Source organism: Longitalea arenae (genome assembly GCF_016924755.1).
Lineage (GTDB): Bacteria > Bacteroidota > Bacteroidia > Chitinophagales > Chitinophagaceae > Niastella > Niastella arenae.
This window is the reverse complement of record NZ_JAFFJX010000020.1, coordinates 53,359-73,134: the sequence shown is the minus strand read 5'-3', so window position 1 is coordinate 73,134 and position 19,776 is coordinate 53,359. Positions and strand designations below refer to the sequence as shown.

Genomic DNA, 19,776 nt, shown 5'->3' with positions numbered 1-19,776 from the left:
GCGGCCAGGCAGGTCTGCAGTCATTACATGCCTGGTGAGGCAGGGATCGGCGCAAGGCTACGCATCAGGAAATCGATTGCGCCTGCCGTAGCATTTTTTTTTGCATTAAGTGTTGCAAAAACGATTATTTCAGTAGTATATTACATTTTTTTTCGTTATTTACCGGAATGTGTAAATCCATATCCCTAAAAACTGATTGAAAATGCCCAAGACCCTATGTTTTCTGCTGCTTGCCGGCTTGCAGCTGTTTATGTTTTCCGGATTGGCCCAAACGAATACAGTCATTAAAGGAACAGTACTTCACCCCGTAGATGATTTCATAATTATTTCAACAGACGGTTTGTTGGGTAACAGGGCAGACTCTGTGCTCGTGAGCGATTCCGGATACTTCAAACAGGAAATTAACGTCGGAACGGGAAACTACGTCACTATAACTTTTTCAAACCAGGACTTGCGTTTTCCTGTGTTGCCTGGAGACACCATAGATCTAACGCTTGACGAATCGCTTTTGACATATAATCTCACGAGCAATAATCTTCAGCGAAAAAAGGAAATAACAGCAGTGATCGACAATTCAGCCCTGTTCGATGGCAGGCTTGAGGAGATTAATGCTGCTGCTGAAAAAAGATCAGACAGTTTACTGAATGTTGTTTACAACCAGCAGTTAAAAGACTTTCTACAACGAATTCAACAGCCTTCTCCCCATATAAAAGAAACAATTCTTGAAATATACTATAGGCATTTGACGTACTGGCTTTCGTATAACCCGGTTTGCGCGCTGAAACCGAATGAAAAAATAATCGGTAAAGAGTTGTATAATAAATTCGCTTCGCTTCTCCCTTCAGACCAGGAATACCTTACCCTGAACGAAGCGTTGTTTTACACGTCAGACTATTACCGCAGCTTTTTGCTGCAATTAAAAAATATAGATCCCCTTCTTGCAAAAACCATACAGGCAGATAGCACGCGCCTGAACAATCCCGTTGATCACCAGGTACAATACCAAACAATCATAAACGATGTTCAAATTCCGGTGATCAGGGACTGGCTGATGATGCACTACATTAAGAATACATACCGGGGCGGTGCTTATGCAGATGCCCTCCGGTTGTCCGACGAATACAAATCTCTTTGCCATGATACCGCCATTAAGGAAAGGATAAAAAGTATGGACCTGGAATTTGCACGGCTTAAGAATGGCAACCAGGCTCCTGATTTTACCCTGGAAGATCTGAACGGCAACAAAGTTTCCCTTTCCGACTTTAAGGGCAAATGGGTTTATCTTAATTTCTGGTCAGTGAACAATGGGGCCTGTACAGGTGATTTTTTGAAGTACGACGCTATCATCAACGAAAAGTATAATGGTAAAAACATCGTGTTCCTTAACATATGTTTTGAAAGAGATGCGTATAAATGGCGAAAAATGGTGAACGACCTGCAGATCGCCGGTGTACATCTAATTGCCAGGGGATGGACCAACCTCCAAATCTGCAAAGACTATCAGGCTGATGCCCTGCCCCGGACCTTTTTGATAGATAAAGCAGGTAACATAAATAATAATCAACTTCCGCTCGCGGCTTTGGCTCGATTTGATTCGTCCATAATAAACGAATGGTTAGAATAACAGCCCGGACCTGAAACTGGTGGATGTAAAGGCTTGCCCGGCGGTGCCGAAATGAAGCAGGTACAACGAATGTTGTAACTGCTTTTTTTTATTTATTCAAGGCTTACACAAAAATCTCTTTTTATTATATATAATGTAATCAGTATATTTCAATACCAAAAAGTTACCCATAGAATTGATTGCTTTGATCCGCACAGCAAGCCAACCAACCACAGTCGCACGAATCGATGAAATCCGCCCGGGGTAAGTAACACTAAAATAAAAACACCATGAACAATCAACAAAACCACCCATCACCAGCCGGCATCATGCAGATCGGCACCGGCTTCTGGGCTTCAAAAGTTCTTTTGAGCGCTGTGAAATTCAAGATCTTTACAATACTGGCAGAAAGAAGATCAATGTCGGCTTTCGAAATTAAATCACATGCAGGTTTTAACTGTACCAACAGAAATGTATATGACTATTTGGATACGCTTACCGGGTTGGGATTTTTAAACCGGGAGGGTATTTTAGAAACGGCACAATATTCAAACAGTATCGATACGGAGTTTTTCCTGGATGAAAAGAAACCATCCTACATCGGGGGAATGCTCGAAATGTTGAACAACAGGTTGTACGGTTTTTGGGGCAATTTAGAATCTGGTTTGCTTACCGGACATCCGCAAAACGAGGCAAAGCAAGGAGACAATCTATTTGAAAAGCTGTATGCAGATGCCGACCGGTTAAAGGAATTTATACATGCAATGAGTGGCATTCAAATGGGTGGCTTTATGGCTTTAGCGCAAAAGTTTGATTTTTCAAAAGCCAGATCCCTGGTTGACATTGGAGGCTCTGCCGGTTTGCTTTCATTGATGGTAGCCCGGCACCATCCGCACCTCTCCTGTATCAGCTGGGATTTGCCTGTAGTTGCCCCAATCGCCAATGAAACAATTCAAAAGTTCCAACTGCAAGACCGGGTCAAAGTCGCCAACGGTGATTTCTTTAAAGACCCATTTCCCGAGGCAGATATTATCACGATGGGCAATATTCTACATGACTGGGATGAAGAAACGAAACTGATGCTTATGAAAAAAGCATACAATGCTTTACCGGAGGGCGGCGCATTTGTGGTTATTGAGAGTATAATTGATGATGAGCGCAAAGAAAATGTATTTGGAATGCTGATGAGTATAAACATGTTGATAGAAACAGGAACCGGGTTCGATTACACCCATGCTGATTTTAATAAATGGGCCAGGCAGGTTGGTTTTAAATCAACCACCTTGTTGCCGTTAGCCGGGCCCACCAGTGCTGCGATAGCGTATAAATAAAATACAGGCCCCAACGCTGTCGTCGGGGCCTGTATTTATGTGAAGCAATACGCTATTTCGATGTGATCTTTGCTACCGCTAATTTTGTTTTCCCAAATAAACGATCGGTTTTACCAACCATGTACATGTCCTGCCCGATCACTGAACTGTGGCGGGGCATGGCTGTTGGCACCTCGGCATTGGAGAAAAATAATTTGCGTTGGTATTTTCCGGTCACTTCATCCAGACTCACTATAAAACAATCAGATTTTCTGAAGCTGGAGATCGTTCTCACCTTCTGGCCCGGCTGCGACACGCTGGCGTTCTTCGGACTGTCATTGAAAAACACATGGATCTGGTTCTTCGATTGAACTGCTCCAAAGCCCGCATAAAAAGGCCTTGATCCGGAATCAAAGAAACCACCACCAAAAGTAATGGAAGCCCCGGTTCCGCCGGATCCATTGGAATAACGGATCACTTCCCGCTGTGATTTAGGCATGATCTGCAGCCAGCTGATATTATTGGTGGCATCGATCTTACACATCATTACTTCACCACAGTCATAAACATAATTGGTGTAGTAAGTCCACCGGCCGGGCATGCCATTCGTACCGGGCGTATAGGAAGAACTGGTATAAGTGAACTGGTGGTAATTCTCCGCCAGCAGCACCAGGCCGTTATCAGACGTGTAAAAAATATTCCGGAATTTCATATACTTGGAAAAACCTTCGCCTTCATCTTTGATCTTTGCCAGTTTTTCCCTTTCCTTTCTTTCCGCTCTGCTGTCATTATCTTTATCGTCATCGTCTTCTTCGGTCTCTCCGTTATCAGTTGTCAATAACGAATAATTGATCTCTTTTTCAGCGGTGCTGATGACCTTGCCCGAGGAAGGATCGATGCGTTGCACCAGCAACCCATTGGTAGTTCCTCTTTTTTCTTTACTGTAGAAACTGGCCAGCACCAGGTCTTTTCCTTTGCCCAGCATCAGTTTGGTATTCGTGAGCCATTTACCATTGATATTGGTATTGATCTCCGTTTGCTGTTTGCCTTTATCATCATAAATACGGATACTATAATTGGCAAAGTCGAGGAATTTTTCTTTCTTCTTTTTACCTTCCTGGTATTCGAATACCCGTCCTACCAGGATGATCTTCTTGTCTGTAGTGTATAATACATCTTCCAGTTGGTAGGTCTTCGCTTCAAACTCGTTGGTGATGGTAGCCGGTTTGGTAGTCGCTTTCAGGTTTTTATCGAACTCCTGCACCTGGTAGGTATTTTTTTCCTTGCTGGAAACGGTACTAATGAGAACGATACGGGTAGAATCTGCATTGGGGATAAGCTTGAAATTTATCTCATCTTTCTTTTCCTCTTTCAGGAAACTGGTGATGGGCTTGAACGACTCAGTGAGCTCGCCGGTTGACTTATCTACTTCCGCGGCAAAAATCTCCAGGGCCCTGTCGCTCTTGTGGTATTCCGACGCGATCATCAGTAATTTATCCCGGAATGCAAAAAAAGTTTCAAACTCTTTTCCTCTCAACTCTTTGTTGAAATCAGTTCTGTACACTTCCTGCAGGTTCTTGTCTAATTTCACGAGGGAAGCAGATTCCCGCATGGAAGCGCCAATAACGAAATAGGCTTTTAAAGCAAGGTGGTCTTCCTGTAAATATACACCACTTGCGTCGGTGTATACTACGCTGATGCTATTGCTTCCTTTTTTAAGTTTGAATTCATCACCCCAGGTGATAGATTGTTTCTGGGCGCTGGCAGAAATACCCAGGGCTGTAACAGCCAATACAAAACAGGCTTTTAACATATTGATTAAGTAAGGGTTTATAAGTACACACGACAACTTCGCTACGTGCTAAAGATAATAAAACAGTCTGAATCCTGCCAGTGCCCTCATTGCATCCGGGCCGCCATAGCCCCAATTAACTTTAATTTATGACGCAGTTCTTCCGTCCACGATAAACCGATGCACAGCCGCATGTTATGCTCAAACTGCTTTTGCAAAGTGAATAAGCGGCCTGGTGCAATGCTGATCTTTTGTTTGATGGTGCGGTCAAACAGTTCCGTTGTATTGATCTTTTTATTGAATTCTACCCATAAAGCAAGCCCGCCCTGTGGCTGGCTGGTTTTGGTGCCTTCCGGAAAATATTCGGCTATTGCCTGCATATATTGCTGGCAATTGCTTTTTAAGGTCAGCCGCAGTTTGCGAAGGTGATTATCATAGCGGCCATTGGCCAAAAAATTGGCCACTGCTTCCTGCGTGATAGTTGCGGAGGAGATGGCGTGTGCCAGTTTCAATTTGAGTATTTGCTCTTTATATCTGCCAGCTGCTACCCAACCTACCCGGTAACCAGGGGCCAGGGTCTTGGAAAAAGAACTGCATAGTAAGACATTGCCTTCCTTATCAAAGGACTTGCAGCAGGATGGACGTTGTGTTCCAAAATACAGGTCGCCATAGATATCATCCTCGATCAGTGGAATGCGGTGTTTTGCCAATAGCCTTACCACCTCCTGTTTATGTTCATCGGGCATACAACTGCCTAAAGGTGTATTGAAATTAGGCACCAGCAGGCAAAGATCGATCTTTGAAACTATTTTTCGCAAAGCGTCCACTTCAATACCGGTCGTTGGATGTGTCGGCAGCTCAAGCACTTTTAATCCCATACTTAATGCCAGTTGTAATATTCCGGAATAACAGGGGCTTTCCACTGCGATGGTATCACCCCGTTTGGCCAGGGCCATCATACAAAAGGATAATGCGTTCATACCGCCGGCAGTTGTTACCAGGTCATCTTCATGCAGTTTACCGCCCCAATACATAGATCGTGCGGCGATCATTCGTCGCAATTTTTCATTTCCCTGCAACGGTTCGTAGCCGCTGCCACTGTCTTTAAGCCTGCGGGTTGCTTGTATGATCTCCTTATTCAGTTTTGATGAAGGCAACAATTCACCCGCAGCTACGCCAATCGAAAACAGGGTAAGATCTGTTCTTCCCATGGTGTTATATACTTTCGCCATCAGGTCTTTAGGCTCTCTAGGAGTGCTTTGTAATGGCCGGCTAACAGCGGGAAGTGGCAGTCGCTGATAAGGTAAGGGGCTTACAAAATACCCTGATTGTGGTTTCGGCGCTATAAGTGACTGCGCTTCCAGCTCCAGGAATACCCTTTTGGCAGTATTCATACTGATACCATACTGCTGGCATAACATTCTCACCGAAGGCAGGCGATCGCCTGTTTTTAACACCTTATTCCTGATGAGGCTGGCAATCTTGTTGGAGATCTCCCTGTATAAAAACGCATGCTGCATGCGTAAAGATAACTGTGTCCATTAAAAAACCGAAAACTGAGGCTGTAGCTATTCAACCCAGGCATTTATTTTTACATCCTAAATAGCGGACTATGTCAGTTGTAACTATCAGAACAGGTAAAGAGTTTATGGATGTTACCATGATCCATCAATTTTTGAGCACAGCATCTTATTGGGCGAAAGGCATCTCCTATGTTATGGTAGACCGATCGTTGACGCATTCTTTCTGTATTGGCGCATTCGTTGACAATAAACAGGTGGCATTTGGACGGGTGATCACTGATTATTATACATTCGGTTGGTTTGCCGATTTCTTTGTTTTACCCGAATACCGCGGACAGGGCATTTCAAAAAAAATGCTGGCTCATATTATGGAACAACCCTGGTCGAAGCGGCTGAGAAGGAAAATGCTGAACACAAGGGATGCGCATGGTTTATACCGTCAGTTTCAATTTAAGGAACTCGGCAATCCATCCTTTCTGTTGGAGGTATATAACCCGGATGCGCATCTTCAGGAAATCAATTCGCTTTGACAATAAAGCAGCAGCAGTTTAATGTTCTATCATGTATTAGCTGGTGAAGAACAAATGATTCCCGTTCCATATTGGCAATAAGCGGCCCTTCAATTTTTTTGATACCACCTACTAAAGGACCATATAAGATATACATTAAACCGTTCTGTTTAAGCAGTGATCTTAGAATGACAGCTTCGGCAGTAATTGATCTCTTTGTCCAGAAAAGATTTATATTAAAAGCAAAGACCTTATCATATTTCTTTTTATGATCCTGCAACTGCAGCAGGTCCAGGCTAAGTAATTTCACTTTGTTATCTGCTATAGCAGCTGCATTCCGTTTGCAGGCTTTATCAATGGCTGATGCGGACCGGTCAATAGCGGTAACCGACCCCGTTTTTAACAGGGGGATGATCTGCTCAATGGCCAGCCCTACCCCACATCCTATTTCAAGCACCTGGTGATCCGGTTGGAGATCCATAAGCGACAATGCCCAGCTAAAGCGATCGTTCGGTTTCATGCTCAGTTTTTTCATTGGTTAAGGCAAAAATTTAGGCGTGCCCATATCGAGGGGTCCGCTGGAAGGCCAGGGACCATCGGGAATAATGAGTTCCATATGCGGCCAGGCAAGCCAGTTGTTACGCGGCATAGCGGCGGCCGTAACGAGGTTTGTCAATACAATATGCATATCATCCAAACGCCAGACATCTTCGTTTGGATCATCGTTGGCGCCCGCAGAGGCGGCCATGGCTTCCTGGCCTGTGCGCGATAACACGACGGTAGAACAGGGCGGGCTCCAGCAACCGAGTCCGCCAAATACGGCTTGCAATCTGGCTGCCACTTCAATGCCGCCGACCGAGTCCATCGTAACGGCGCAGGCAACCGGCTTGCCAAAGAAGGCAGGTGTATTTTCGAAGGCAGTCATTACTTCTACGAATCGCTGCAGCGGGGAGCTCCAGTTATTCCAGTATACGCCGGTCACCACCAGGAAAGCGTCGGAAACGACAAGCAGCTCATACACTTCCCTGATCGTTGGCATCGGGTCGGTAAGCGTTAACAAGCCTGCCTGTTGTTGCAGTTCATTAACGAGCAGTTGTGCAGCCCGGCTGGCCACCGCACCTGAATTACCGGCTGCACCACGCAAGGAGCCATTGATGAGGAGGATATTCATTGCAGGAGTCATTATAACTAACTAATAAACATCAAATATAACCAGCTTTATTGGTTGTGGAAACCACTTCCTGCATCTACCTCATTAATAAAAATAGCAGGGCCGTTCACAAAGCTTGTGAACCGGGTGCTGTTGGTATGTTACACCGAAGGTTCAATGGCGCTGCAGCCTGGAACGGCTACTGGGTAGTATCGCCCGCCGCCCGGTTCATGTTGGCTTGCTGAACGAATTTATTCAACCTGGTCTGGTTCCTGGCTATCCTCTTTTTTATGGTTCTTATTTCCTTGTCCAATTTATTGACCCTTTCGGTTTCCCTCCGCGCAGTTTTCGCATCGCGCCTGGCCTCACTGGCATTTTGATCAGCTCTTTTGGCCAGCCTTTTATTTCGCGGATCATCACTCAACCTGTCTGCCGCAGCTACATTTTCACTGGCAGACCTATGTGCTTTGGCAACAGCTTCCTGTTTGCTCATCATTTTGAGGTCGAGCTCGCTTTGCAGTTCTTTCAGCCTGGCTGAATCTGCCTCGATCTTTGATACCAGTGAAAGCGAATCGGCAGTGCTCTTTTGGGCAATTACAGGTAAGCATACAAGCAATAAACCAATCAAGTTCAAAAACAACAGCTTTTGCATAATGTACTTTTAAATGTTCAATTAATTTGTTGAAAGGATAGTTATCAAAGTACAAATCCTGTTTTATAGCGTACCCGATCGATCAAAGCCGTACCAGGAAGGAATTAAAGGATGTTTAGAAAGGTTGAAACAAAGGTAATCAATTCTATTTGAGCATCTGCAGATCCGGCCTGCACTGCCGCCGGATCTGGTCAAGGAGCATCAAAACCTGGGGTCGAAGTTAAAACAGATGGGATTCGATAATGCTACCATATTCCCGCTTAAGGCCATGGATGCGGGCACTTCCGGATAGGGTGTTACCGGTCCTTCCACGGTAACCCGGTAATATGTACGGCCTGCTGTTGTCGGTGTATCGGTAAATTCTATTACAGCTTCTTTACCGGTTGTTTTATAGGTACCGAATGCGTTGCCATTCTTCACCACATTGATGGTGTAGCTTGAATCGGTGGCGGTTTTACCTGTAAGTTGTACGCGGAATGTAACCGGCTTGCCGCCTGGTTTTGCATTATCACCCATCATCATATCCATCTTGCCATCCTGGTCAAGGTCGGCATAGAATTCAACGCGGGGCGCATAAGGGTTGGCGCTAACCGATACCCGCCCATTGGTAAGTGCATCAACAACCGCCTGGGACGTACGGGCGGTAGCATATACCCAGGTCGTAGGCGTTCCTACATAATTGGCGGCAGCCTGTTTGCTGTTGGGTGTTGCCTTATCGGGCGATTCGGGTGTGCCATGATGCGCATCACTTCCTCCCCTGCCGGTGATCTTGCGGCCAGAAGAAAGCATATCGTCCCAGATCAACAGCGCATTTACATTTTTTGACCATACACAGGAGTTCCATACTTCCATAGATTTGATCATGTCATAGGAAAAACCGAAGTGATCTTTGGGACCCATAGGATGGTTGGCCGACAAATGAATGCCAAGTTCTTTTACTACAGATTGGATCACATGGTCGCGTTGATCACGCACAAAATACAGACGTTGGTGATCATAGGGTTTGGCAGAAAACACATTGCCATGTCCGCGGGTGGTTGTCCATTCAGCGCCATATAACAGCAATACATCGGCAGATCTGAATTCCGGATCGGCCCAGGTATGATTGGCCACATCCCCATCAACATGGTTGTCGTGGTCGGTAATGCACACATAATCTACACCCACCGATCTTGAAAAAGCTAAAATCTTTGCAACCGGATTATTAGATGATTCTTTACTGTGGCGGGAATGGAGGTGCAGATCCCCCTTTAACCACAGGCCTCCCGTAAGCGGCGCAACAGGTGGTATCGTTTTTATTTCTTTGAATGCCCAGGGATCTTTACGATTTGATCGCTTTACTGTGTCAGACTGGCCCCAGGCCGTGCTGCCCATAAAGGCAATTAAACCCATCAGCAGCCACGAATAAATTCCAGCCATCACCCGGCTCTTTGTCTTGTCATTATTACGCTTCATATCAGTTTGTTCCTTTTCCATTGTGTTTTATGTTTAGCGATGCAGTTTCTTTGGGGCTGCAAATTATTAAGGGTTTACAGGAAAGCACATTAAGAAATTATTACATGGCGGCGCAAGGTGTTTGCTGCCACGGACAATCCAACGCACAACAAATAGGCCAATAAAAGCGTTCTTTCCCTTTATTATATCCATACCCTATTACCGATCATGAACTGCAAGACCTTCTTTTCCTGGTGTATCCTTTTGGTTGTTTTATTTGTTACGGCCTGTTCCGAAGCGGAAAAGCCGGTAACAAAGGAAGAAGCGGCGAAGATAGCCACCGCATTGCAAAACGCCATCGCCAATCGCAATACCGGTTTACTCAATAACCTGCTATCGCCGGAGCTTCTTCAAAAAAGGATCATGGAACAGGCTGACAACAAACTGAGCCGCTCAGAAGTATCCGCCACCCTGGGTTCACTGAAATCCGGCGACTTTGGACGCCAGATCGTAAAGAACCTGGGACAAACCGGCACCTACGAACTGGTAAAACAATATGAAAAAAATAACCGTCAGCATCTTGTCTTCCGCATGTACGATGAACAGCTTAATTACCACGACTTCGAGCTGGTTAAAATAAGAGACGAGGTGAAGATCGCAGACATCTTTATTTACGTTACGGGGGAGAACCTGAGCACTACCTATGCGCAAACCCTGATATCAATGAAGGAAGAAGCGGCCTCGACAGTTGACAAGAAAGACGCCAACATGATGCAGTTAATGAGAAAGTACATTAATGACAAGGAGTTTGAAAAAGCCAATAAGATCTATCAATCGCTCCCGGCCGTGCTTAAGAAACAAAAGATCTACAGGATCATTTATACCCAAATTGCCAGCGGCCTGGGAACAGACGAATACCTCACTTCGCTGAACGATTTTCAAAAAGACTACCCCGAGTCTACCAATATGTACCTGCTGATGATGGATGCCTATTATCTGAAAAAAGATTATGCAGGCACCATGCGCTGTATAAATGGACTGGATTCACTGATAAACAAGGATCCTTTCCTGGATTATTACCGTGCCCTGATCTATAAAGAAACTGAAGATACTGCCAACCAACTGGTGCACCTGGAGAAACTGCATGAAAACCTGCCTGGTTTTGGCCCCGGCACGCTTGAACTTATTAACCGTTATGTAGAAGACAAACAATGGGAAAAGGCAGTGCCCCTTACAAAAGCGTACAGCAATACTAAAAATGCCAACAACGAGGTGATTGAAAGCCTGTACGAGCTGTACCCCGACTTTAAGAAGAAAATGGAAACAGAGTGATTGGGCGGTTTGCGGTTTACAGTTCTCAGTTGGCAGTTCTCAGTTCTCAGTCCTCAGTTCGCAGTTGGCAACAACAATAGGCAACAGGCAATAAACCTATGGGCAGTAAAAACAATAAGCAGTTAGCAGTTGGCAACCACAATGGGCAACAGGCAATAAACCAATGGGCAATAAAAACAATTAGCAGGGGCAGTTGGCAATAGGTGCGAGAATTAAACGAATGGCAGAGAAAAATAAAAAGCCCCGGACCCATGGATCGCATTCCAGCAGGTTCGGGGCTTTTGCTTTCGTTAATCGAAGTCAAAAAGGTCTGACAGAAACCCGCCCTTCCTTTTCTTTTTATAATTGGGATGATGCGGGTCTTTATACGAATCATAGCCCTTATGTTCATCGCGGTAGCGATCAGTATCGTCGAAGGTGGCGCCAGCCTGAGATGATTTTTCAATGATCTTGTCCAGTTCACCCCGATCGAGCCAAATACCCCGGCATTTGGGACAATAATCAATTTCAACGCCTTGCCTTTCTGTCATAACAAGGACTTCGTTACAATTAGGACAATTCATATACAAATGATTTACATTAAACTTAAAAACCTTTTATCTATTAAATCATTGTGCCACATTAGAAGCGTATTAAAATACCATGAGCATATAACGGTTTACTAAATAATGGAACTAAGGCATTTATGACATATAAAAATTCGGCAATAAAAAAACGGGAAAAACACCCTTTTCCTGCACTCCGATTCTTTGTATCCTGTGCACCTGTAATAAAAGGCCTGAATTTCTCAATTAGCCCAAATGGATGTAAAAAACCAAAACCTGGAAATGGAAAAGTTCCATTTCGAAAAGAACAAATACGAGCGGGACCTTCAGCTCAGAGAACGGGAACTTACCATAAGAGAAAACGAACTAAAAACAAATCGTTCAAAGGTTACCCCTACGCATGTAGCTATATATGTTGCACTGGTTGGTGTAATAGGCACCTGCGTAGTAGCTTTGCTTCAGGGGTACACAAACATCAAACTGGAAAGGCAAAAATTCGAATCGGAGATCATTTTAAAAGTAGCCACATCGGACAGTATCGAGCGGAATAAAAAGAACCTGGAATTCATGTTGAAAGCAGGATTTATCACCGATGAACAGGGCAAGATCAATAAACTGGTTAAAGATGCCAATTTTGATCTTAAAATTCAGACTGAAAAAAGAATTGATGTGCATAACGAACTTCCTCCCAAATCGCTATCCGAAGTGTATGTTTGCCACTCCGCTACAAGCCTTGCTTATCATAACAGCATGTGCCGAGGATTAAAAAGATGCGCAGACAGAATAGATGTAATGACAATTGAAGAAGCTAAGAAAACCGGCCATCGAAAGCCATGTAGCTTTTGCTATAAATAAAGACGCTGTTATCCGCCGTATCTATAACATGCGCTTTGCTCTTTGCCTCTCTGCACTATAAGCCGGCGCATTCACTAAAGAGCTTTGTCCCATTATCAGCCCTCATTTAACTACCCTCACTTCGATCAATTTCCCTGAAATTTGTACCTGGTACAAATTAATTAAGCATGAACATTTACCAGCAAGTGATCGCATTACCGGAAAAGCCAAGAGGCTTCCATTTGATAACACGGGAAGTGGTGCAGGCATTACCCGCCATGGCGAACATTACAACCGGTTTTTGCCAGGTTTTCATTCAGCACACTTCTGCATCGCTCACTATTAATGAAAATGCGGATCCTACCGTTCGTATCGACTTTGAAACCTTCTTCAACAAAACGGTCAGGGAGAATGATCCCGATTACAAACACGATTATGAGGGTGCAGATGATATGCCGGCGCATTTAAAAGCATCCATGCTTGGCTGCTCGGTAATGATCCCCATTCGTAAAGGACAACTGGCGCTTGGCACCTGGCAGGGCATATATTTATGCGAGCACAGAAACCACGGCGGCCGGCGCAACCTGGTGATCACAGCATGGGGACAATAACCCAGTAAAGATTTCAGCGCTCAAACGTATTTCGCTTACCTGGTTTATCAATTACACACGAAGGCCCCAAATTTGTAGCATTACATAAAAATGTAAACCATGAATGAATTAATTAACCAGATAGTTGAGAAAACAGGCATTCCTGCTGATAAAGCCCAACAGGTATTAGGTGTTGTTGCCGGTTATGTTAAACAAAAATTTCCGCAGTTTGGGGGGCAGATCGATTCGGTATTAGGCGGTGGCGGCCAACAGTCAGGCAATACCGGCAGCGGTAATCCTTTGGGCGACCTTGGTAGTAAACTCGGTTTTTAAGGCAATCATTTCATTTATTCACCCTTTTTCCTGGCTAATTGACAGTGTCGGTTAGCCAGGAACTTTTATGGGTATTATGCTAAATAGAAGCGGTTAAACCGGAACGTAGCGGAGTTTCTACAAAATAAGACCCGGCCTCATCCCTTTCCTTGGCAGCCAGTGTATCTGCCAGTAATTTGATCTGGTCTCTTATTTCCTGCAAATCGCTGATGGTTGATCCGTATTCCAGGGCCAGCGCGAATTTCCTCATCTCATGGATAACAATAGTGCGTAGCTGTGCTGCTGTAAATTGCTGTAAACGGGTTTCCATATAGGTCTTTTCCCTTTTATTTGCAATTGTCGTTCCAGCAACACTTTAATCATCATTCGGGTGAAGACATTTTGTCCAGTACCCAAAAATTTGCTGAATGATCTCCTGCAACTGCTGACTGTCATCAGGTTTTTTAAAAAAGCCCTGTACCGTTAGCTTGTATGCATCATCAATATGCCTCGGATTGTCGGTAGTAGTGAGAAAGATAAAAGGAATTGATTTTTTCCGGAGATAATCATTGCCATGAATTTTACGCCCCAGTTCTATGCCATCCATTAAAGGCATATTAATGTCACAGAGAATGATAAATGGCTTGTCCCTGGTATCCATTAAATAATCGAGCGCCTGCTGTCCATTGTCTAAATAGATCAGCTCATTCGGTATTCCACATTTCCGGATGGCGTTTGTGATAAAAAAACGGTCGTCCTCATCGTCTTCAACAATGAGAATTGGCCTGCCTGGCTGTTTTTTCATGTTCTTTCAATTAATGTTGGCTGCTCGCTGGTATACAAAGTTAATTTTTAAGCCGGTTTTCGTGGCACCGGTTTCGCATAATTATACACATGACGACAGCCCATAGGCAAGAAGACCCCCTGTTTGACGCCCGGTTGTTTGAAGAGTTCTATGGCGGGCAGCCACAGGCCATTCTGTGGTTCAGCCCTGTTTGGTCAGATGATGGACAGCACATTGACGACTTTGCCTTCACCTATGCCAACCAGGAAGGCCTTGAATACCTGAAAGTGACCCCCGCCCAGTTTGAAGGCCTTACCGTTCGCAACTCCCCTACTTTATCACCCGAATTGCGTATCCAGGTCTTTGAAGAAATGAAGTGGGTGTATGAGACGGATAAGAAGTCTGCAACTGCTATTTTTAATTCCGCCCTCAATAAACATGCGCGGGTACTTCGCAGCAAGCTCCGCGGCGGTATACTTACCGTAGTGCAGGACGTTACGCATGAAAAAAAAATGATCGCAACCCTGCAGGCCCAGAAATCGTCGCTTGAAGAGAGCACCCGCCAGCTACAGCAGCAAAAAAACCTGATCGATAACATTTTAAAGAACACGTCTAACGGTATTTGCGTAACCCGCGCCGTCCGCAACGAGGAGGGAATGGTCATTGACGCCGTCATGATCATGGCAAATGACGCTGCCCTCCAGGCCACCGGTTTTCCGCGCGAATTCTTCATCAACAAACAGGTCACCGAACTTCAAGCCGGCATTACAGAAACCGAATACTACCAGGGCTGCCTGAGGACACTCGAGACTGGAAAACCTTTTATCTGGCAACATATGGTGGAACCTACCGGCAAATGGATAGAGGCTACGGTTTCCAGGCTCGATCTGAACCACCTGATCCATGTATTTACAGACATCACCCCGGTAAAGCAGGTACAGCTTCAAATTGAGCAATCTGCCAACACCCTGAAATCGGTATTTGATGCCGCTCAAACCGGCATGGCGCTGCTGGATCCTGAATATGATGAAAAAAATGAACTTGCCGACTTTCGTTTCGTGCTGGTGAACGCAACCATTTCAAACCTGGTGCATCAACCACCTTCTGCTCTTGTAGGCCAGCTTGCCAGCAAATGGTTCCCCGGCTATTTGTCAACCGGCGCTTTCTCAATGTACCGGAATACCTTCCTAACGGGACAGAAACAGCGCCGCGAATTGCATTATGATGTAGATGGGCTCGACCATTATCTTGACCTGCAGTGCATCAAACTCAATAACCAGCTGCTGGTCTGCCTCTCTGACCATACCATCATTCGCAAATCGCAGTTGAAGCTGGAACAAACCGTTGCCTCGCTGGCGCAGTCGAACCGTTACCTCGAAGACTTTGCACATGCAGCCTCGCACGATATGAAAGAACCGTTGCGAAAGATCCTGCTGTTCACCGATCAGTTAAAAAGCAGCGTTGGCTCGGCAATAGGCGCTGAAGGGCTGCGTATTGTAAACCGGATCGAATTATCCGCCAGGCACCTGAACGATTTTGTACGGGACCTGCTTAGTTTTTCCTACATAAGCCAGCAACGACTTGTAAGAAATACGATCGACCTCAATGAAATAATGCGGACAGTGCTTGCCGCACTGGATCTTAGCATTGCAGAAAAACAGGCGCAGATCACCGTTGAGACATTGCCGGTGGTACAGGGAAATGCCCGGCAATTTGAACAGTTATTCCAGAACCTCATTAGTAATTCGCTCAAATACAGCCGCCACAATACCCAACCGGTGATTACCGTACGCAGCCGTGCCGCCGATGAAGCGCTTGTGGCAAGCAGATTACCCGGAAATTATAAAGAACAACAACATTACCTTATAGAAGTGATCGATAATGGCATTGGGTTCCACCAACATTATGCCGAACAGATCTTCGATATGTTCGAACGCTTGCATACGAAATCGCAATATACCGGAACAGGTATTGGGCTGGCCATCGCGCGTAAAGTTGCTGAAAACCATCAGGGCGCCATATGGGCAGAAAGCGAACCAGGCAAAGGCGCCACCTTTTTCGTGCTTTTGCCTGCGGTGCACCAGCCTGTACAAACCTGATCTGCTCTCATACGCGAACAAAAAAGAAACCGGCATGTCGAAGAAAGGCATGCTTACTGTGCGATCCGGCTCTTAAAAGCGATCCCGACCAAAACGCAATGATTTTATAACGTTAAACAGGTGGTTATGCTGAGCCCTGCATTTTACTTAGGATTATTCCTGCTGGTAGCACCCTGGCAGGAAAACGTGTACAAGACCAAGAGAGAAAAAATGGTGAGCCAGCAAATTGAACGCCGGGGTGTAAAAGATCCCGTTGTGCTGAAAGCCATGCGCACCGTGAACCGCCATGAATTTGTACCGGCCGACCAAATTAAGAATGCTTATGAAGACCGGCCGCTGCCCATCGGTTATGGACAAACCATCTCGCAGCCATACATCGTGGCTTATATGACAGAAGTGATAAAACCACAATCGCATTTTAAAGTGCTGGAGATCGGCACCGGCTCGGGCTACCAGGCCGCGATTCTTTCAGCCATCGTAAAAGAAGTATATACCATCGAGATCGTTCCTGAACTGGGCAGGTCAGCCACTGAACGGTTGACCTCCAGGTATAAAAATGTGCAGGTAAAAACGGCCGACGGTTATAATGGCTGGAAAGAACATGCCCCATACGATGCCATTGTTGTAACGGCTGCCGCAGAACATATACCGCCGCCATTGATCGGTCAATTGAAAGATGGTGGTAAAATGGTGATCCCGGTCGGCTCCTCCTTTTTAACCCAGATGCTGATACTGGTGGAAAAGAAAAATGGATCTACTACAAGCAGGAACCTGCTGCCGGTAGCCTTTGTTCCCCTCACCAGGAAGAAAACCGAATGAAAGCCTTCTTTGACATGCACAGCACGCCTAATTCAGCTGATCTTTTATCTACCCGGTTAATGCTGTCGCTGGGAATCCTGTCTGCGGCCATCATTGCCTTTCAACTGGCGCTTATGCAGGTATTATCCATTGTACAATGGCATCACTTCGCCTATATGGTCATTTCAGTGGCCATGCTTGGTTTTGGCGCCGCCGGCACGGTACTCGCTTTTTTCAGGCAGCACCTGCTGAACCATATCCGTTGGTGGCTGCCCCTGTTGATGATCAGCTGTGGTATTAGCATGTGCCTGGTAATGTATCTTTCCCAGCTTTCTTTTATCCGCTTCGACTCCTATATGCTGTTTGCCAACTATACGCATATCGGCCGTTTGCTGCTGACCTATCTCCTGTTCTTTATTCCATTTTTGCTGGGGGCGCTTGCCATCGGCCTGATGTTCGATCACTATGTGGTTTATATCGGTAAAGTGTATTTCGCCAACCTTTGCGGATCGGCCGTTGGCGGCTTGTTGTTACTTGCATTGCTGTGGTTCTTATTTCCGAACCGCTTAGCAGCTGTGATTTCCTGCTTGCCGGTAATAGCGGGCATAATGATCATTCCGGGAAAACCCCAACGCACAAAAACATTGCGTTTCTTTGCATTGCTTGCGTGCATTGTAAGCGGCTTTTCCATCGCTTTCCCGCCCACTTTACACTTATCGCAGTTCAAAGATCTTAGCAAAACCCTCTTGCTGCCGGAAGCCACCCTAAAAATGGAGAGAACAAGCCCTTATGGACCCATACAAGCCATTTCATCGCCTGTGTTACGGTATGCACCGGGCATGAGCCTTGCCGCAGAAGAAGCAGTGAGCGCCAGCACAGCCATGTTTATAAATGGCGACTGGCTGGGCGCCGTTGCCGGGTATAATAAAGCGGATACGGCATTCGTGCTGCACAACACCAGTTTCGATCTTCCTTACAAAATGGCGCCGAAAAAAACTGTATTGGTGCTGCAAGCCGGTACCGGGCTGGAAGTAGCGCATGCCCTTAGCCGTAATGCGGCCAATATCGTGGCCATTGAACCCAATGCCATACTTATTGAAGCATTAAAGCATACATTGGCGGCAGACAACGACTCACTTTATTTTCATCCCGCAGTGACCGTGCGCAAGGTAGAACCCCGCATTTTTTTATTGACCGATACAGCACATTATGACCTCATCAGCTTGCCCATGGCCGGTAGTTTTGGCGGCTCGGCGGGATTATATGCCCTGCACCAGCAATATTTATTAACAAAGGAAGCATTTCTGCACATGTGGCCGCGCTTGCAGCCGGCCGGCGCCATCAGCATCAGCGCCTGGATGGATTACCCCGTACGCCATCCGCTGAAGCTGGCAGCCACCCTGGCCGAAGTACTGGAAGAACTGAATATAAAACAACCCCAACAACATGTTGCCGCCATCCGGAGCTGGAGCACCATCAGTTTTGTAATCACCAAAACCGCACTCACGGCAACGGCCATTCAAAACATCCGGCAATTCTGTAACCAATGGCAATTTGACCCCGTATTGCTGCCAGGTCTGCAACCGGAAGAAAGAGCCCGCTACCACTTGTTGCAGGACAGCAGTTTCTTTCAGTATATAGATGCGATCTTCTCACGCGACAGAAACGCCTTATACGCCAGCTATGACTTTAATATTAAACCGGCCACAGACCGCCGCCCCTATTTTGCACAATTCATCCGCTGGAAAAATCTCTCCCACCTCGCTGCCAATTTCGGCAACCGCTCCATTCCATTCTTTGAGATCGGTTACCTGCTGGTAGTGATCACACTGGTGCAGATCGCGGTCGTTTCGTTTGTGCTCGTACTGCTACCCCTGTTCCGGCGGGGCTGGAAAGGAAAACATAAAGGCTCGGTATTGCTATACTTTGGAGGCATTGGCCTCGGTTATATGTTCGTAGAAATGGTTTTCATACAACACCTCACTTTTTATTTCGGTCAGCCTGTATATGCAGCAGCGGCGGTCATCACCGCCCTCCTGCTTTTTTCCGGAGCCGGCAGTTATATGGCTGGTCGCTTTGCCCAAAATAAAAAAGCCATGATGCGCATCGTTATGGCCATCATTGTACTTCTTGTTATATATGCTGCGGTATTGATGCCCCTGCTGCAGCAAACCATGCAGGCAGTTATGCCTGTAAAGATCGGGATCGTGTTATTACTGACAGGGCCACTGGCATTTTGCATGGGTATTCCTTTTCCGGCAGCACTGTCATGGCTTGCCCGTTCAGCAGCAAGCGAAATTCCCTGGGCCTGGGGCCTGAACGGTTGCGTTTCTGTGATCAGCACCGCCCTGGCCACTATAATAACCGTTGAAGCAGGTTCAGGCCTGGTATTATGGCTGGCAGCCCTGGCCTATTGCATGCCGTTGATCGTTTGCAGCCGTTGGGATCAAGAGGCAGTATAACAGTTTCTTAACGCAGCAATCCCTGCATAACGGTGTCTTATAAGGTT

At 45.9% G+C, this 19,776-nt stretch carries 19 protein-coding genes; 10 read left to right on the top strand and 9 right to left on the bottom strand.

Annotation, left to right across the window (positions count from 1 at the left end; all coding sequences use genetic code 11):
• The first annotated feature begins 202 nt into the window (after positions 1-202).
• Positions 203-1,624, top strand: a complete 1,422-nt coding sequence (locus tag JT717_RS25280; protein ID WP_205513899.1) for a peroxiredoxin family protein — start codon at positions 203-205, stop codon at positions 1,622-1,624.
• A gap of 269 nt (positions 1,625-1,893) precedes the next feature.
• Complete coding sequence (locus JT717_RS25275; protein ID WP_205513898.1) at positions 1,894-2,934, top strand: methyltransferase; 1,041 nt, start codon at positions 1,894-1,896, stop codon at positions 2,932-2,934.
• A gap of 52 nt (positions 2,935-2,986) precedes the next feature.
• Here JT717_RS25275 and JT717_RS25270 read toward each other — a convergent pair whose 3' ends face one another.
• Positions 2,987-4,726 carry a hypothetical protein gene (locus JT717_RS25270; RefSeq protein WP_205513897.1) on the bottom strand — a complete coding sequence of 580 codons (1,740 nt, stop codon included), beginning with the start codon at positions 4,724-4,726 and terminating at the stop codon, positions 2,987-2,989.
• 86 nt (positions 4,727-4,812) lie between these two features.
• A complete protein-coding gene (locus JT717_RS25265; protein ID WP_205513896.1) occupies positions 4,813-6,225 on the bottom strand; it encodes an aminotransferase-like domain-containing protein in 1,413 nt (470 codons plus the stop codon).
• A gap of 92 nt (positions 6,226-6,317) precedes the next feature.
• Here JT717_RS25265 and JT717_RS25260 point away from each other — a divergent pair, with 92 nt between their 5' ends.
• The gene (locus tag JT717_RS25260) at positions 6,318-6,758 is read left to right on the top strand and encodes a GNAT family N-acetyltransferase (protein WP_205513895.1); all 441 of its coding nucleotides are present in this window, start codon (positions 6,318-6,320) and stop codon (positions 6,756-6,758) included.
• Here JT717_RS25260 and JT717_RS25255 read toward each other — a convergent pair.
• From JT717_RS25255 to JT717_RS25240, 4 genes are all read right to left on the bottom strand, one after another.
• Positions 6,745-7,257 carry a class I SAM-dependent methyltransferase gene (locus tag JT717_RS25255; protein WP_205513894.1) on the bottom strand — a complete coding sequence of 171 codons (513 nt, stop codon included), beginning with the start codon at positions 7,255-7,257 and terminating at the stop codon, positions 6,745-6,747. The two genes, JT717_RS25260 and JT717_RS25255, sit on opposite strands and share 14 nt — an antisense overlap.
• 18 nt (positions 7,258-7,275) lie before the next feature.
• Positions 7,276-7,908 carry an NAD(P)H-dependent oxidoreductase gene (locus JT717_RS25250; RefSeq protein ID WP_240348418.1) on the bottom strand — a complete coding sequence of 211 codons (633 nt, stop codon included), beginning with the start codon at positions 7,906-7,908 and terminating at the stop codon, positions 7,276-7,278.
• 178 nt (positions 7,909-8,086) lie between these two features.
• Positions 8,087-8,539 (bottom strand): hypothetical protein, encoded by a 453-nt coding sequence (locus tag JT717_RS25245; RefSeq protein WP_205513890.1) that lies wholly within the window; start codon positions 8,537-8,539, stop codon positions 8,087-8,089.
• Positions 8,540-8,740: 201 nt separating this feature from the next.
• The gene (locus tag JT717_RS25240; protein WP_240348417.1) at positions 8,741-10,015 is read right to left on the bottom strand and encodes a CehA/McbA family metallohydrolase; all 1,275 of its coding nucleotides are present in this window, start codon (positions 10,013-10,015) and stop codon (positions 8,741-8,743) included.
• A gap of 186 nt (positions 10,016-10,201) precedes the next feature.
• Between JT717_RS25240 and JT717_RS25235 the strand changes: the two genes are divergently transcribed.
• A complete protein-coding gene (locus JT717_RS25235; RefSeq protein ID WP_205513888.1) occupies positions 10,202-11,305 on the top strand; it encodes a tetratricopeptide repeat protein in 1,104 nt (367 codons plus the stop codon).
• Positions 11,306-11,595: 290 nt separating this feature from the next.
• Here JT717_RS25235 and JT717_RS25230 read toward each other — a convergent pair whose 3' ends face one another.
• Positions 11,596-11,868: a TFIIB-type zinc ribbon-containing protein gene (locus tag JT717_RS25230; RefSeq protein WP_205513887.1), complete on the bottom strand. Its 273-nt coding sequence runs from the start codon at positions 11,866-11,868 to the stop codon at positions 11,596-11,598.
• Between the two features lie 237 nt (positions 11,869-12,105).
• Between JT717_RS25230 and JT717_RS25225 the strand changes: the two genes are divergently transcribed.
• The 3 genes from JT717_RS25225 (at position 12,106) to JT717_RS25215 (ending at position 13,607) form a co-directional block, all read left to right on the top strand.
• Positions 12,106-12,705 carry a hypothetical protein gene (locus JT717_RS25225; protein ID WP_205513885.1) on the top strand — a complete coding sequence of 200 codons (600 nt, stop codon included), beginning with the start codon at positions 12,106-12,108 and terminating at the stop codon, positions 12,703-12,705.
• A gap of 167 nt (positions 12,706-12,872) precedes the next feature.
• Entirely contained in the window at positions 12,873-13,295 is a 423-nt protein-coding gene (locus JT717_RS25220) for a secondary thiamine-phosphate synthase enzyme YjbQ (protein WP_240348415.1), read from the top strand.
• A gap of 99 nt (positions 13,296-13,394) precedes the next feature.
• Positions 13,395-13,607: a hypothetical protein gene (locus JT717_RS25215; protein WP_205513883.1), complete on the top strand. Its 213-nt coding sequence runs from the start codon at positions 13,395-13,397 to the stop codon at positions 13,605-13,607.
• A 79-nt stretch (positions 13,608-13,686) separates the two neighbouring features.
• On the opposite strand, the gene JT717_RS25210 is transcribed toward JT717_RS25215, so the two are convergent.
• Both JT717_RS25210 and JT717_RS25205 read right to left on the bottom strand, forming a co-directional pair.
• The gene (locus tag JT717_RS25210) at positions 13,687-13,917 is read right to left on the bottom strand and encodes a hypothetical protein (protein WP_205513881.1); all 231 of its coding nucleotides are present in this window, start codon (positions 13,915-13,917) and stop codon (positions 13,687-13,689) included.
• A gap of 45 nt (positions 13,918-13,962) precedes the next feature.
• On the bottom strand, positions 13,963-14,391 hold the full coding sequence (locus tag JT717_RS25205; RefSeq protein WP_205513879.1) for a response regulator: 429 nt from the start codon (positions 14,389-14,391) through the stop codon (positions 13,963-13,965).
• Between the two features lie 89 nt (positions 14,392-14,480).
• Between JT717_RS25205 and JT717_RS25200 the strand changes: the two genes are divergently transcribed.
• The 3 genes from JT717_RS25200 (at position 14,481) to JT717_RS25190 (ending at position 19,729) form a co-directional block, all read left to right on the top strand.
• Complete coding sequence (locus tag JT717_RS25200) at positions 14,481-16,469, top strand: ATP-binding protein (protein ID WP_205513878.1); 1,989 nt, start codon at positions 14,481-14,483, stop codon at positions 16,467-16,469.
• A 126-nt stretch (positions 16,470-16,595) separates the two neighbouring features.
• Positions 16,596-17,288 carry a protein-L-isoaspartate(D-aspartate) O-methyltransferase gene (locus JT717_RS25195; protein WP_205513877.1) on the top strand — a complete coding sequence of 231 codons (693 nt, stop codon included), beginning with the start codon at positions 16,596-16,598 and terminating at the stop codon, positions 17,286-17,288.
• Positions 17,285-19,729: a spermidine synthase family protein gene (locus JT717_RS25190; protein WP_205513875.1), complete on the top strand. Its 2,445-nt coding sequence runs from the start codon at positions 17,285-17,287 to the stop codon at positions 19,727-19,729. Before JT717_RS25195 ends, JT717_RS25190 begins: the two co-directional genes overlap by 4 nt.
• The last annotated feature ends 47 nt before the right edge of the window (positions 19,730-19,776 follow it).

Bases quoted from the DNA above. Each gene is read 5' to 3' on its own strand.
- JT717_RS25280 (WP_205513899.1), top strand. From the start codon at position 203: ATGCCCAAGACCCTATGTTTTCTGCTGCTTGCCGGCTTGCAGCTGTTT.
- JT717_RS25275 (WP_205513898.1), top strand. From the start codon at position 1,894: ATGAACAATCAACAAAACCACCCATCACCAGCCGGCATCATGCAGATC.
- JT717_RS25270 (WP_205513897.1), bottom strand. From the start codon at position 4,726: ATGTTAAAAGCCTGTTTTGTATTGGCTGTTACAGCCCTGGGTATTTCT.
- JT717_RS25265 (WP_205513896.1), bottom strand. From the start codon at position 6,225: ATGCAGCATGCGTTTTTATACAGGGAGATCTCCAACAAGATTGCCAGC.
- JT717_RS25260 (WP_205513895.1), top strand. From the start codon at position 6,318: ATGTCAGTTGTAACTATCAGAACAGGTAAAGAGTTTATGGATGTTACC.
- JT717_RS25255 (WP_205513894.1), bottom strand. From the start codon at position 7,257: ATGAAACCGAACGATCGCTTTAGCTGGGCATTGTCGCTTATGGATCTC.
- JT717_RS25250 (WP_240348418.1), bottom strand. From the start codon at position 7,908: ATGAATATCCTCCTCATCAATGGCTCCTTGCGTGGTGCAGCCGGTAAT.
- JT717_RS25245 (WP_205513890.1), bottom strand. From the start codon at position 8,539: ATGCAAAAGCTGTTGTTTTTGAACTTGATTGGTTTATTGCTTGTATGC.
- JT717_RS25240 (WP_240348417.1), bottom strand. From the start codon at position 10,015: ATGGAAAAGGAACAAACTGATATGAAGCGTAATAATGACAAGACAAAG.
- JT717_RS25235 (WP_205513888.1), top strand. From the start codon at position 10,202: ATGAACTGCAAGACCTTCTTTTCCTGGTGTATCCTTTTGGTTGTTTTA.
- JT717_RS25230 (WP_205513887.1), bottom strand. From the start codon at position 11,868: ATGAATTGTCCTAATTGTAACGAAGTCCTTGTTATGACAGAAAGGCAA.
- JT717_RS25225 (WP_205513885.1), top strand. From the start codon at position 12,106: ATGGATGTAAAAAACCAAAACCTGGAAATGGAAAAGTTCCATTTCGAA.
- JT717_RS25220 (WP_240348415.1), top strand. From the start codon at position 12,873: ATGAACATTTACCAGCAAGTGATCGCATTACCGGAAAAGCCAAGAGGC.
- JT717_RS25215 (WP_205513883.1), top strand. From the start codon at position 13,395: ATGAATGAATTAATTAACCAGATAGTTGAGAAAACAGGCATTCCTGCT.
- JT717_RS25210 (WP_205513881.1), bottom strand. From the start codon at position 13,917: ATGGAAACCCGTTTACAGCAATTTACAGCAGCACAGCTACGCACTATT.
- JT717_RS25205 (WP_205513879.1), bottom strand. From the start codon at position 14,391: ATGAAAAAACAGCCAGGCAGGCCAATTCTCATTGTTGAAGACGATGAG.
- JT717_RS25200 (WP_205513878.1), top strand. From the start codon at position 14,481: ATGACGACAGCCCATAGGCAAGAAGACCCCCTGTTTGACGCCCGGTTG.
- JT717_RS25195 (WP_205513877.1), top strand. From the start codon at position 16,596: ATGCTGAGCCCTGCATTTTACTTAGGATTATTCCTGCTGGTAGCACCC.
- JT717_RS25190 (WP_205513875.1), top strand. From the start codon at position 17,285: ATGAAAGCCTTCTTTGACATGCACAGCACGCCTAATTCAGCTGATCTT.